This is a genomic window from Streptomyces sp. NPDC051051 (genome assembly GCF_040682975.1).
Classification (GTDB): domain Bacteria; phylum Actinomycetota; class Actinomycetes; order Streptomycetales; family Streptomycetaceae; genus Streptomyces.
The window spans coordinates 81,602-94,007 of the sequence record NZ_JBFBCB010000021.1 but is presented as its reverse complement, the minus strand read 5'-3'; the positions used below and the strand labels follow the sequence as shown (position 1 = coordinate 94,007).

Genomic DNA, 12,406 nt, shown 5'->3' with positions numbered 1-12,406 from the left:
GGTGAGTGACGGGACTCGAACCCGCGGCATCCTGGACCACAACCAGGTGCTCTACCAGCTGAGCTACACCCACCACGCCCGGCAGTTGACTTTGTGGTCTCCCTACCGGCCGAGAAAAAGTGTACAGGGTCCGAAGGGGTGCTCGCGCACGGCTTTCATCCGGCGGGCAGGACGTGCTTCGCGGCGATCGCCTTCGCGGTGTCGGAGTCCGGTCCGGGCTGCGGCACGAACACGGCCTCGCGGTAGTAGCGCAGTTCCGCGATGGACTCGCGGATGTCGGCGAGGGCGCGGTGGTTGCCGTTCTTCTCCGGGCTGTTGAAGTACGCCCGCGGGTACCAGCGCCGGGCCAGTTCCTTGACGGAGGACACGTCGACGATCCGGTAGTGGAGGTAGCTCTCCAGCGTCGGCATGTCCCGCACCAGGAAGCCGCGGTCGGTGCCGACGGAGTTCCCGCACAGCGGGGCCTTGCCGGGCTCCTTCACGTGCTCGCGGATGTAGGCGAGGACCCGCTCCTCGGCGTCGGCCAGGGTGGTGCCGCCCGCCAGCTCGTCGAGCAGCCCGGACGAGGTGTGCATCTGACGCACCACCTCCGGCATCGTCTCCAGGGCCGCGTCCGGCGGCCGTACGACGATGTCCACGCCGTCGCCGAGGATGTTCAGCTCGGAGTCGGTGACGAGGGCGGCAACCTCGATGAGCGCGTCGTCCGACAGCGAGAGGCCGGTCATCTCGCAGTCGATCCACACCATGCGATCGTTCATGCGTCCACCCTAAGGGTGACGTCCCCCGATCCGATGCCCCGCGTCACGGTGGACGTCCCCGGGGGCGCGGCCCCCGGAGGCGGCAACGGGAAGGGCGGTGGTGGGCGGGGAGACCCGCCCACCACCGCCCGTCGCTCACATCCCGCTGCGCTGTCCCGGCAACCCGCCCCGGGACCCCGCGTACGCGTCCCGCGGGTGCTGCTCCGCCGCCAGGGCGCTCGCCGAAGCCGAGGCCGCGCCCAGCGCCCCCGCCCCCGCGGTCCGCCGTACCTGCGGCGGCACCCCCGCGGTCTCGGGGTGCGGAGCGGCGGGACCGCCTCCACCGCCCGCCGCGACGGCGGACGCCGCATCGCTCTCCGCCGCGGGCACCCGCTCGCTCTGCGGCCGCCGCGCCCGGTACGCCGCCCGGTAGGCCGCCGGCGAGGAGCCGAGCTGCCGCCGGAAGTGTCCGCGCAGGGCGACCGGCGAGCGGAAACCGCACCGTCCGGCGACCTCGTCGACGGAGTAGTCCGACGTCTCCAGCAGTCGCTGCGCCTGGAGCACCCGCTGGGTGATCAGCCATTGCAGCGGCGCGCTGCCGGTCAGCGACCGGAAGCGACGGTCGAACGTCCGCCGGCTCATGTAGGCGCGCGCGGCCAGCGTCTCCACGTCGAACTGTTCGTGGAGGTGTTCCAGCGCCCAGGCGACGACCTCGGCGAGCGGGTCGGCGCCGATCTCCTCCGGTAAAGACCGGTCGAGGTAGCGCTCCTGACCGCCCGTCCGGCGCGGCGGGACCACGAGCCGGCGGGCCAGCGCACCGGCCGCCTCGTTGCCGTGGTCCGTCCGCACGATGTGGAGACAGAGGTCGATTCCGGCCGCCGTCCCCGCCGACGTCAGCACGTCGCCGTCGTCGACGAACAGCTCACGCGGATCGACGTGCACCGACGGATAGCGCTTGGCCAGCGTCGGTGCGTACATCCAGTGGGTCGTGGCCGGCCGGCCGTCCAGCAGGCCTGCCGCCGCCAGCACGAACGCGCCGGTGCACAGGCCCACGATGCGGGCGCCCTCCTCGTGCGCCCGGCGCAGTGCGTCGAGCGCGTCGGCCGGTGGCGGCGAGGTGATCGAGCGCCAGGCCGGTACGACGACCGTGCCCGCCCTCGATATCGCCTCCAGGCCGTGTGGCGCGGTGAGTTCCAGGCCCCCTGTGGTCCGCAGCGGGCCGTCCTCGCCCGCGCACACCAGGAGGCGGTAGCGAGGTACGCCGGCGTCCTGGCGGTCAATCCCGAACACCGACAGCGGAATGGAACTCTCGAAGATGGGGCCGCCGCTGAACAGCAGCACCGCGACGATCTCCTTGCGGCGTCGCCCGGACAGTTTCCGGGCCGCGGCTTCCGGCGCGGCAGTGGAGTCGTGGCTCATCCCTGCTAAGCCCCCCTCGGTGGTCGCGGCTCCTCGGTTGTGTCGCTCCTGCACGTTTCCCCTCGGTCCTGCACGAGTCCCCCGCCGTAGACAGTCAAGATCGAATCTACTGTGTCGCGTGGTGCCGGAGTGGCCAGTTCGTCACCCGGCACATTGTCGACATGGCAACTTGGCGTGAAGCATTCGATCACGAAGCGTTGCACTCGTGGGGCGTGCAGGGAAGTGCGCCTCGTGGCCGTGGCCAATCCACGTAGGGTGCCAGGGCCCCTCGAGCGCCCTTTCGCGCAGGTCGGACGGGGTGAGGAGGGTGGTCTGGGGGCGGCATGCGCGGTATCCGGAAGTTGGCTGAAAAGATACGGGCGCGTGCGTGAAAACCGGTCAGCCGACCGGTGTGCTTCCACCGCTGTGACGACCGCCACGGCGAGACCCGGTTCCGGTGCGCCGACGGCCACCCCGGTGCGGCGCGCGCGGCGGGTGTGCCCCGTCGGGGAGCCGGGCCGCGCACTGCTCGGAGCGGCGCAGCAGCAGCCGGCAGGCGGCCGTGACGGCGGCCAGGCCGACGGCGGTGCCCGCGGTTCCGGCCAGGGAGGTGCCGTACCACAGGAGAACCACCGGGACGAGGACGCAGCTGAAGGCCGCCCAGCGGATCAGCTCCGTCGTCCTGCCGTCGCCGGCGCGGGCCTCGGTGGTCGGGCGGGATGAGGGCATGGGGCGGACTCCTCCCTGGGGGCGGTTCAGGTGGTTCAACGCCCGTTCGACCGGTCGGTCACTCATCGGACGGCCGGCGGGCAGGTGAACCCTGTGCGAACCGCCTGTACGGGGCAGCAACCATTGCGTTACGGGCGGCCCCTCGTGCATGCTCCCTGGAACCCCCGCGGACCGTGGGCGGGACTGGGCCGTGGAGGCGTGGCGCCGTACCCTTGGGGGTATGGGGTGGGGAAGATGATTCCCGGACACGCTCCGCCGCTCACGTTCGTCCCACCCGTAAAAGGATCGATACGCCGAGACAGCCATGGCCGGTCACGAATTCTTCGAACCAGCGGACCGCAAGCGGCCGGTCGCCGATCACACGGCGGCCGAGCACCTGGCGGCGGAGGAGGCACGCCCCTCCTGTGATCCCGCTTTCCAGCACGGTGTCGTCGTCGGCTTCGACGGATCGACGTCCAGCGAGCGGGCCCTGGCGTACGCCGTCGGCATGGCTCATCGCTCCCGTGCGGGCCTGATCATCGTCCATGTGGCCAACCGGCTGCCCACCACGGTGTGGGCGGGCTGCGAGCCGCCGGTCTTCGTGGACGTGCCGGACCACCGCACCGAGGTGCTCGGCCTGGAACTGGCCTGCGCCGAGTACCTGTCCGAGGTGCCCTGGATCCTGGTCGAGCGCGGCGGCGACATCTGCCACGAACTCGAGGAGGTGGGGCGGGAGTACGCGGCGGACGCGATCGTCGTCGGCTCCACGCACGGCCTCGTCGGACGGATCTTCGGGTCGGTCGCGGGGCGCCTCGCCAAGCGGGCGAAGCGGCCCGTCGTCGTCATTCCCTGAGGCCCCCGAGGCTCCCGAGGTCCCGGGTCCCCTGTGTCCTCCGAGTCCCCCGGGGTCCCTGAACTCCCCCACGCTCCCGCCGACTCGCCCCCGCTCCGGGCGCGATGGGTCGCGGGTTTCCCCAACTCCCTTGGTGCAAAAGGAGACTACTCGCGCGTAGAGGTGGTTCACGCCCTGGTGAAGGGCATGTACCGGGCACCGCGCGACCGCGGACACGTGCCGGCCCACGGCGGTCTCGCGACGGGCTGCCGGCCCCGGAGTGACGGCCACGGGCCGAACGGCAGCCCGTGCCGGGGAGTTGAGCCCCGGCGGACGGGCGGACCCCCCGTGCGCGGTGGCGGCACGGGGGGTCCGCCCTCCTGGTCCCCCTACTCGACCGTCACCGACTTCGCCAGGTTCCTCGGCTTGTCGATGTCACGGCCGAGGGCCTTGGCCGTGTAGTAGGCGAGGAGCTGGAGGGGGATGCCCATGAGGATGGGGTCGAGCTCGTCCTCGTTCTTGGGGACGATGATCGTCTGGTCGGCCTTCTCCTGCTCCTGGTGGGCCACCGCGAGGATCCGGCCGCTGCGGGCCTTGATCTCCTCCAGGGCGGCGCGGTTCTTCTCCAGCAGGTCGTCGTCGGGGACGATCGCGACCGTCGGCAGGGCGGGCTCGATCAGGGCGAGCGGGCCGTGCTTCAGCTCGGAGGCCGGGTAGGCCTCGGCGTGGATGTAGGAGACCTCCTTGAGCTTCAGGGAGGCCTCACGGGCCACCGGGTAGCCCCGGACGCGGCCGATGAAGAGCATCGAGCGGGCCTCGGCGAACTCCTCCGCCAGCTTCTTGATCTCCTCCTCGCCCTTGAGGATCTCGGCGATCTGGGCGGGCAGCCGGCGCAGGCCCTCGATGATCCGCTTGCCGTCGCGCACCGACAGGTCACGGGTGCGGCCGAGGTGCAGCGCGAGCAGCGCGAAGGCGACGGTGGTGTTGGTGAAGCACTTGGTGGAGACGACGCAGACCTCCGGCCCGGCGTGCACGTAGACGCCGCCGTCGGCCTCGCGGGCGATGGCGGAGCCGACGACGTTCACCACGCCGAGCACCCGCGCGCCCTTGCGCTTCAGCTCCTGGACGGCGGCCAGCACGTCGTAGGTCTCACCGGACTGGGAGACGGCGATGTACAGGGTGTCGGGGTCGACGACCGCGTTGCGGTAGCGGAACTCGGAGGCGGGCTCGGCGTCCGCGGGGATGCGGGCCAGCTCCTCGATCATCTGGGCGCCGATCATGCCCGCGTGGTACGAGGTGCCGCAGCCGAGGATCTTCACCCGGCGGATCTGGCGCGCCTCGCGGGCGTCCAGGTTGAGGCCGCCCAGGTGCACGGTGGAGAAGCGGTCGTCGATGCGGCCGCGCAGCACGCGGTCCACGGCGTCGGCCTGCTCGTGGATCTCCTTGTGCATGTAGGTGTCGTGGCCGCCCATGTCGTAGGAGGCGGCCTCCCACTCCACGGTGGTGGGCTCGGCCGTGGTGCGGGTGCCCTCCGTGGTGTAGGTGCGGAAGTCGTCGGCCTTGAGGGTGGCCATCTCGCCGTCGTCGAGGGTGACGATCTGGCGGGTGTGGGCGACCAGGGCGGCGATGTCCGAGGCGACGAACATCTCCTTCTCGCCGATGCCGAGGACGACCGGGGAGCCGTTGCGGGCGACGACGATGCGGTCGTTGAAGTCGGCGTGCATGACGGCGATGCCGTAGGTGCCCTCGACCACGCGCAGCGCCTCGCGGACCTTGTCCTCGAGCTTCTCGGCCTGGGAGCGGGCGATGAGGTGGACGAGGACCTCGGTGTCGGTCTCGGAGAGGAACTCGACGCCGTCCGCCTCCAGCTTGCGGCGCAGGTCGGAGGCGTTGTCGACGATGCCGTTGTGGACGACGGCGACCTTGAGGTCGGCCGACATGTGCGGGTGGGCGTTCACGTCGGAGGGGGCGCCGTGGGTGGCCCAGCGGGTGTGGGCGATGCCGGTGGTGCCCTTGAAGCGGGCCGGGACCTTGGCCTCCAGGTCGCGGACGCGCCCCTTGGCCTTGACCATCTTCAGGCCGGCCGTCTTCGGGGAGGTCACGACGATGCCCGCCGAGTCGTAGCCGCGGTACTCCAGGCGCTGCAGGCCCTCCAGGAGCAGGGGCGCGACGTCACGCTTCCCGATGTATCCGACGATTCCGCACATGTGTAGGCAATCCCTCTGTAGTTCTCGGCTGGTCCGGGGCCGGTCGCTCAGCCGTAGACCATGCGGCGCAGCTGGCGGAGCGTCGGCTCCGGCGGTGCCACCGCCCGGTATTTCAGGTCCGCCGCGATCCGTTCGAAGATCTCCGCGTTGACCAGGCCCTGGGCCTGGAGCTCGCGGTGGCGGCGACGGACGAACTCCTCGGTCGTCTCGTCGAAGTAGGCGAGAACGTCCTGGATCACCCGCAGGGCCTCACCCCGGTTCAGGGGGGTGGAGCGCGTCAGATGATCAACGAGTTCGTCGTGCACCTGGTAGATCCTGGGGTACCGGCGAGAGTTTCGCAAGATTCCTGCCCGATTCCGGGCAGACCCCTGGCGGGGAGCCGTGGGTGACCTGTGCGTGTGCCAGGGGCGCCCGCCCTCACGTGCGCCGCCCGTCCTCACATGCGATGGAGGACCGCCTGTTTGGCCCGGGTGAACTCCTCGTCCGTCAGGACGCCGTCCCGGTGCAGCTCGCCCAGCTCGCGCAGGCGGCGCAGCAGCGTGTCGTGGTCGTCCCCCACGGCCGGCGGCGGCGCCGGCGCCGGGGGCACGACGTGCCCGGGGCCCGCGGCCGGGTGCGGCAGCCTGGCCTGCACGGCGGCCGCGACCAGCGCCATCAGCGGGTCCTTCTTGAAGCCCCACAGCTCCACGGCGTTCGGGTCGTACTTCGCCGGGGTCCTCGCCGGCGCGCCCCGGACGGTGAACCGCAGGTGGCCGTTGTCCAGTCCGGCCGCCGGACACCACTCCACGGCCGTGATCTCGCCGACGGGCAGGGTGCGGGGGCCGGCGGCGGCCTTGGCCTCCTCCGTCTTCCAGTTCCACTCCAGGCGCACCCGCTCGCCGTCGAAGCTCGCGGTGCCGTCCCCGGCGGACACCGACAGGGGCACGGACGGGCCGGGCAGCAGACGGGCGTCGACCGGACCGGTGGGGACCTGGTCGAGCAGCAGCGCGTCGCGCACCTCGTCGACGAGGTACTCGGCGACCCCGTGGCGGTCGGGCTCCACCACCAGCCGGTAGGGGTCGTGGGGTTCGGCGAGCCGGCCGCCGGTCGCCTGCAGCAGCGGACAGGCGCCGTCGCGCAGCCGCAGCCTGAGCCGCCCCGACCTCTTGCCCTGCTCGAACGAGACGCCCGCCAACGCGCCCAGGGGCACGACGAGTTCACCCAGGGCGCTGCGGAGCGGACTGACGTTCCTGTCCCGGCCCGGCGTCAGCCGCAGGGCATCCCCGTCGAAGACCCAGGTGCCGTCCTTCTGGATGATTTCCGCCATGGGGCGATTGTTCCATCAGGTGTCCGCCCCGGACCGGGACGAGCCGGGACAGGGTGAGCGGGGACGTGACGGCACGACGACGCACGCCCCCGAGGACCGTACTCGGGGGCGTGCGCCCGTCGGCGGGTCAGAGACCGGCGAGGGGGTTCTCCAGGGTGCCGACCAGCTGGAGGGCGCCCGACGGGTCCGCCAGGTCCACCATCTGCCGGTTGTTCCGCAGCTGGAGCCGGTTGAGGCAGGACAGCGCGAACTCGGGGGCGAACAGGTCGTACTGCCGGAACCGGTCGTCGAGTTCGGGGTGCGCCTCCTGGTACTCGCGGGTGACCTCGGCGACCGTGCGCCAGAAGTCGTCCTCCGCCAGGATCCCCTCGGCGGCCAGGTCGGCGGCGAGGAAGCGGAAGAAGCAGTCGAAGACGTCCGTGAAGATCGACAGGAGCTTCATGTCCTCGGGGACCTCGGCCCGGACGCGCCGCACCTCGGGCGGCAGCACCGCGTCCGGGTCCATGACGACGATCTCCTCGGCGATGTCCTTGTAGACCGCCCGCTGCACGACACCGTCCTTCAGGACCAGGATGGTGTTCTCGCCGTGCGGCATGAAGGCCAGGTCGTAGGCGTAGAAGGAGTGCAGGAGGGGCGTGTAGTACGCCCGCAGGTAGTGCCGCAGCCACTCGGCGGGGTCCAGGCCCGACCGCTCGATCAGCGCGCCGGCCACCGACCTGCCCTCGTGGTCCACGTGGACCAGGGCGGCCATCGTGGTGAGGGACTCGCCGTCGCGGAGGGAGGGGACGGGGCTCTCCCGCCACAGCGCGGCCAGCATCTTGCGGTACGGCGAGTAGCGGTCGGTGGCCGCCTCGTACTCCAGGTGCCGGTAGCCGACGGCCGCCCGCTCCCGGATGATCGACAGGCCCGTCGACTTCAGCACCGGGTCGCTGTCGATCAGCCGGTCCAGCCAGTCGTTGATCGCCGGGGTCGCCTCCATGTACGCCGCCGACAGGCCACGCATGAAGCCCATGTTGAGGACGGACAGGGCCGTCTTCACGTAGTGCTTCTCGGGGTGGGTCGCGTTGAAGAACGTCCGGATGGACTGCTGGGCCAGGTACTCGTCGTCGCCCTCGCCGAGGCACACCAGGTTCTGGCGGGCGACCTCGGCGGCGAAGGTGACGCTGAGCTTGTTCCACCACTGCCAGGGGTGGACGGGGATCAGGAGGTAGTCGGCCGGGTCGAGGCCCCGTCCGCGCAGGACGCCGTCGAAGCGCTCGACGGTCTCCTCGCCCAGCTCCTGCCGGACGAACGACTCGTAGTCGATGCCGACGCCCGCCGTGAACGCCGCCCGCGACCGGTGCGCCGCCAGCCACACCAGGCGGACCGCATGCGCGGTCTCCGGCGCGTACGCCAGGTACTCGTGGACGCCGAAGCCGAGCCGCCCGTTGTTGGCGACGAAGCAGGGGTGGCCCTCGGTCATGCCGCTCTCGATGGCCTGGAAGCCGCCCTCCAGCAGCTCGGCGGCCGTGAGCTGCGGCTTGGTGAGTTTGTAGCAGGTGCTGGAGAGGGTGGAGGAGATCTCCTCCAGGTAGACCGGCAGGATCTCGTCGCCCAGTCCGAGCGTGCGCCGCAACTCGATGAAGAAGTCCAGTGCGGCGAGGGGGAGTGCGGCGCCGTCCCGGGTGCGGGTGATCGAGTCGGCGTCGACCTGCCAGTGGTCCAGGGCGCGGCGCACGGCGGTGAACCGGTAGGACGTCAGGCCGTCGTCGCTGCGGACGACGTACTGCTCGTCCGTGGCCTCGGGTGTGATCAGCCGCTCGTGGGCGAACTCCGCGATGGCCTTGCGGACCAGCAGGCGGTTGGCCTTCTCCCAGCGTTCGGGGGAGAGGTGGGCCACGGCGTCGGCGAGGCTCATGCGTCCACCCCCGTGGCGGCGGCGAACCGCTCCCGCGTGCAGAAGCTGAGCAGCGCCTTCTTCTCCGGCTTGTCGATCTCGCGCTCGGGGACGAAGCCGACGGCCTCGTTCAGCGCGTGCACGGCCTTGTTGGAGACGTCCGGCTCGACCACCACCCGTTCGGTGGCCGGGTCCTGGAAGAGGCGGGCCATGACGGCGGTGATGACCGCGCGGGTGAAGCCGTGCACGGGCCGGTCGGTGGGGGCGACCAGGAAGTGCATGCCGACGTCGCCGGGCCGCGGCTCGTACAGGCCGACCAACTCGCGGTGGCGGGGGTCGTAGTACTCCATCAGGAAGGCCGGTGTGCCGTCGTGCAGCCCGAGCAGGGCGTGGTGGTGCTCGTCGGCGGCTGTCTCCGTGTAGGCGCGCTCGACGTCGGCCGGCGAGGCGTCCTGCATCATCCAGAAGGCCGCTTTGGGGTGAGTCACCCAGGAGTGCAGCAGCTCGGCGTCCCTCGGGGGGTCGAGCGGGCGGAAGGTGAGACGGCCGACGGCCGGGGTCGTGTTCATGCTCCGAACTCCTGGAACGCGATCGTCTTCTCGACCGGGTAGTACTCGCTGCCGAGCAGCTCGCGGATGATGTGGCTGTTGCGGTAGGGGCCCATGCCCAGGTCGGGGCTGGTGACGCTGTGGGTGTGGACGCCGGCGTTCTGCAGGAAGACGCCCCGGCCGGTGACGTCGATCGCGTAGTCGCGGGTCACGTCGAAACGGCCGTGCGCGTCGAAGCGGAGCCGGTCGCGGATCGGGTCGAGGAAGGCCGGCGGCTCGTAGTGGTAGCCGGTGGCCAGCACCAGGCCCTCGGTGCGGATCTCGAAGTCCTTGTCCTGCTCGTCCTGGTGGAAGCCGAGCGTGTGGCCGCCGTCCTCGTACCGCGCGGAGGTGAGCGAGGAGTTGGTGAGCAGCCGGGTGGGAACGCCGCGGCCGCCGCTCTCGACGTTCTTCTGGTACAGCAGGTCGAAGATCGCGTCGATCAGCTCCGAGTTGATGCCCTTGAACAGGCCCTTCTGCTGCTTCTCCAGCCGGTAGCGGGTCTCCTCGGGCAGGGCGCGGAAGTAGTCGATGTAGTCCGGGGAGGTCATCTCCAGGGTCAGCTTGGTGTACTCCAGCGGGAAGAACCGCGGGGAGCGGGTGACCCAGTTGAGCTGGTAGCCGTGGACGTCGATCTCGGAGAGCAGCTCGTGGTAGATCTCGGCGGCGCTCTGCCCGCTGCCGACCACGGTGATCGACTTCTTCTCCCGCAGCTCCGCCTTGCGGTGCATGTACTGAGAGGTGTGCAGGACGCCGTCCTCCAGGCCGCGGCACGGCTCGGGGACGAACGGCACGGTGCCGGTGCCCAGGACCAGGTGGGGGGCGCGGTACTCCTCGCCGTCCGTGGTCCGCACGGCGTACAGCTCGGTGCCCTCGTCGTACGTCACCTCGGCGACCGTCGTCGAGAAGCACACGCTGCTCAGCTTGCCGGCGGCCCAGCGGCAGTAGTCGTCGTACTCCACGCGCAGCGGGTAGAAGTTCTCGCGGATGTAGAACGAGTACAGCCGGCCCTTCTCCTTCAGGTAGTTGAGGAAGGAGTACGGCGAGGTCGGGTCGGCGAGGGTGACCAGGTCCGACATGAACGGCGTCTGCAGGTGAGCGCCGTCGAGGAACATGCCCGCGTGCCACTCGAAGTCGGGCTTGGACTCCAGGAAGACGCCGTTCAGCGCGTCGATGGGCTCGGTCAGGCAGGCGAGGCCGAGATTGAAGGGGCCGAGCCCGATCCCGACGAAGTCGTGGGTGGCGGCGGGGTTTTCAGGACGCGCGGTCAAGGGACTCTCCCAGGTACTGCTCGGCGTGGCCGGCGATCAGTTCGAGGACGGCGGCCATGTCGTCGACCGTCGTCTCGGGATTCAGCAGGGTGAACTTCAGGTAGTGGCGGCCGCTCACCTTGGTGCCCGCCACCACCGCGTCGCCGGAGGCGAACAGGGCCTTGCGGGCGTAGAGGTTGGCGCGGTCGATCTCGGCCGGGTCGGTGACGGACCGCGGGACGTAGCGGAAGACCAGGGTGGACAGCGACGGCTCGACGACGACGTCGAAGCGCGGGTCGGCGGCGAGCAGTTCCCAGCCCCGGGCCGCGAGGTCGCAGACCTCGTCGAACAGCTGGCCGATGCCGTCGGCGCCCATCGTGCGCAGCGTCATCCACAGTTTCAGCGCGTCGAAGCGGCGGGTGGTCTGGAGGGACTTGTCGACCTGGTTGGGGATGCGTTCCTGCACCATGCGGCGGGGGTTCAGGTACTCGGCGTGGTAGGTGGCGTGGCGCAGCGTGGCCGCGTCCCGGACCAGGACGGCCGAGGAACTCACCGGCTGGAAGAAGGACTTGTGGTAGTCCACGGTGACGGAGTCGGCGCGTTCGATACCGTCGATGCGGCCGCGGTACTTCGTCGAGGCGAGCAGTCCGCAGCCGTAGGCGGCGTCGACGTGCATCCAGGCGCCGTACCGCTCGCACAGTTCGGCGATCTCGGGCAGCGGGTCGATGGAGCCGAAGTCGGTGGTGCCGGCGGTGGCGACGACGGCCATGGGGACGAGGCCGGCCTCCTCGCAGCGCTCCAGTTCCCGGGCGAGGGCGACGGTCTGCATGCGCTTGTCGTGGTCGACGGGGACGGAGACCACCGCGTCCTGGCCCAGGCCCAGCAGCTTCGCCGACTTCTTCACGCTGAAGTGGCTGACGTCGGAGGCGAAGATGCGCAGTTTCTCCAGGGAGCCGGTCTTGGCCTCCTCGCGGGCGAGGAGCAGCGCCTGGAGGTTGGACTGGCTGCCGCCGGAGGTGAACACTCCGTCGGCGGCGGGGCCGAGGCCGATGCGGGCGGCCGTCCAGTCGACCAGTTTCCGCTCGATGAGGGTGCCGCCCGCCGACTGGTCCCAGGTGTCCAGGGAGGAGTTGACGGCGGACAGGACTGCCTCGCCGAGCACGGCCGGGATGACGACCGGGCAGTTGAGGTGGGCGAGGTAGCGGGGGTGGTGGAAGTAGACCGCGTCGCGGAGGTAGACCTCCTCCAGCTCGTCCAGCACCGCCGTGGTGTCGCCCAGCGGCCGGTCGAGGTCGATGTCCTCGATGCGGGGGGCGAGGGCGTCGGCCGTGACGCCGGTGAACGGACGGTCGGTGGCGGCGAGTTTGGCGGCCACCCGCTCGACTCCTTCGGTCACGGAGCGGCGGTACCGCTCCGCGTTCGTGTCATTGAGCAGGTGCGAGCGCATCGTGGGGGTCCTCCGGGGATGGGGACGGGTCCGCCGCGGGGCGGACGCGGGAGCGGAG

At 70.9% G+C, this 12,406-nt stretch carries 11 protein-coding genes and 1 tRNA gene; 1 reads left to right on the top strand and 11 read right to left on the bottom strand.

The window, feature by feature from the left end:
• The 4 genes from AB0N31_RS17975 to AB0N31_RS17960 all read right to left on the bottom strand — a co-directional run bounded on the left by AB0N31_RS17975 (window position 1) and on the right by AB0N31_RS17960 (window position 2,864).
• Window positions 1-73, bottom strand: a tRNA-His gene (locus AB0N31_RS17975).
• A gap of 82 nt (window positions 74-155) precedes the next feature.
• Window positions 156-758, bottom strand: coding sequence for an oligoribonuclease (orn, locus tag AB0N31_RS17970; protein ID WP_366059340.1), 603 nt, complete (start codon window positions 756-758; stop codon window positions 156-158).
• 135 nt (window positions 759-893) lie between these two features.
• Window positions 894-2,156, bottom strand: a complete 1,263-nt coding sequence (locus tag AB0N31_RS17965; protein ID WP_366059339.1) for a helix-turn-helix domain-containing protein — start codon at window positions 2,154-2,156, stop codon at window positions 894-896.
• A 378-nt stretch (window positions 2,157-2,534) separates the two neighbouring features.
• Window positions 2,535-2,864: a hypothetical protein gene (locus tag AB0N31_RS17960; RefSeq protein WP_366059338.1), complete on the bottom strand. Its 330-nt coding sequence runs from the start codon at window positions 2,862-2,864 to the stop codon at window positions 2,535-2,537.
• Window positions 2,865-3,168: 304 nt separating this feature from the next.
• On the opposite strand from AB0N31_RS17960, the gene AB0N31_RS17955 reads away from it, so the two are divergent.
• Complete coding sequence (locus AB0N31_RS17955) at window positions 3,169-3,696, top strand: universal stress protein (protein WP_366059337.1); 528 nt, start codon at window positions 3,169-3,171, stop codon at window positions 3,694-3,696.
• Window positions 3,697-4,064: 368 nt separating this feature from the next.
• Here AB0N31_RS17955 and glmS read toward each other — a convergent pair whose 3' ends face one another.
• From glmS to desA, 7 genes are all read right to left on the bottom strand, one after another.
• The gene (gene glmS / locus AB0N31_RS17950; RefSeq protein ID WP_366059336.1) at window positions 4,065-5,882 is read right to left on the bottom strand and encodes a glutamine--fructose-6-phosphate transaminase (isomerizing); all 1,818 of its coding nucleotides are present in this window, start codon (window positions 5,880-5,882) and stop codon (window positions 4,065-4,067) included.
• A gap of 47 nt (window positions 5,883-5,929) precedes the next feature.
• Window positions 5,930-6,187: a hypothetical protein gene (locus AB0N31_RS17945; RefSeq protein WP_363088612.1), complete on the bottom strand. Its 258-nt coding sequence runs from the start codon at window positions 6,185-6,187 to the stop codon at window positions 5,930-5,932.
• 131 nt (window positions 6,188-6,318) lie between these two features.
• On the bottom strand, window positions 6,319-7,188 hold the full coding sequence (locus AB0N31_RS17940) for a DUF4429 domain-containing protein (RefSeq protein WP_366059335.1): 870 nt from the start codon (window positions 7,186-7,188) through the stop codon (window positions 6,319-6,321).
• Between the two features lie 127 nt (window positions 7,189-7,315).
• Window positions 7,316-9,085, bottom strand: a complete 1,770-nt coding sequence (locus AB0N31_RS17935; RefSeq protein ID WP_366059334.1) for an IucA/IucC family siderophore biosynthesis protein — start codon at window positions 9,083-9,085, stop codon at window positions 7,316-7,318.
• Window positions 9,082-9,633, bottom strand: a complete 552-nt coding sequence (locus AB0N31_RS17930) for a GNAT family N-acetyltransferase (RefSeq protein ID WP_366059333.1) — start codon at window positions 9,631-9,633, stop codon at window positions 9,082-9,084. The genes AB0N31_RS17935 and AB0N31_RS17930 overlap by 4 nt, the downstream gene beginning before the upstream one ends.
• A complete protein-coding gene (locus tag AB0N31_RS17925; protein WP_366059332.1) occupies window positions 9,630-10,922 on the bottom strand; it encodes a lysine N(6)-hydroxylase/L-ornithine N(5)-oxygenase family protein in 1,293 nt (430 codons plus the stop codon). The genes AB0N31_RS17930 and AB0N31_RS17925 overlap by 4 nt, the downstream gene beginning before the upstream one ends.
• A complete protein-coding gene (gene desA, locus AB0N31_RS17920) occupies window positions 10,906-12,348 on the bottom strand; it encodes a lysine decarboxylase DesA (protein ID WP_366059331.1) in 1,443 nt (480 codons plus the stop codon). The genes AB0N31_RS17925 and desA overlap by 17 nt, the downstream gene beginning before the upstream one ends.
• Window positions 12,349-12,406 lie beyond the last annotated feature (58 nt).

Excerpts from the sequence above, each read along its gene's own strand:
- AB0N31_RS17960 (WP_366059338.1), bottom strand. The coding sequence starts at position 2,864 with ATGCCCTCATCCCGCCCGACCACCGAGGCCCGCGCCGGCGACGGCAGG.
- desA (WP_366059331.1), bottom strand. The coding sequence starts at position 12,348 with ATGCGCTCGCACCTGCTCAATGACACGAACGCGGAGCGGTACCGCCGC.
- orn (WP_366059340.1), bottom strand. The coding sequence starts at position 758 with ATGAACGATCGCATGGTGTGGATCGACTGCGAGATGACCGGCCTCTCG.
- AB0N31_RS17930 (WP_366059333.1), bottom strand. The coding sequence starts at position 9,633 with ATGAACACGACCCCGGCCGTCGGCCGTCTCACCTTCCGCCCGCTCGAC.
- glmS (WP_366059336.1), bottom strand. The coding sequence starts at position 5,882 with ATGTGCGGAATCGTCGGATACATCGGGAAGCGTGACGTCGCGCCCCTG.
- AB0N31_RS17935 (WP_366059334.1), bottom strand. The coding sequence starts at position 9,085 with ATGAGCCTCGCCGACGCCGTGGCCCACCTCTCCCCCGAACGCTGGGAG.
- AB0N31_RS17955 (WP_366059337.1), top strand. The coding sequence starts at position 3,169 with ATGGCCGGTCACGAATTCTTCGAACCAGCGGACCGCAAGCGGCCGGTC.
- AB0N31_RS17965 (WP_366059339.1), bottom strand. The coding sequence starts at position 2,156 with ATGAGCCACGACTCCACTGCCGCGCCGGAAGCCGCGGCCCGGAAACTG.
- AB0N31_RS17940 (WP_366059335.1), bottom strand. The coding sequence starts at position 7,188 with ATGGCGGAAATCATCCAGAAGGACGGCACCTGGGTCTTCGACGGGGAT.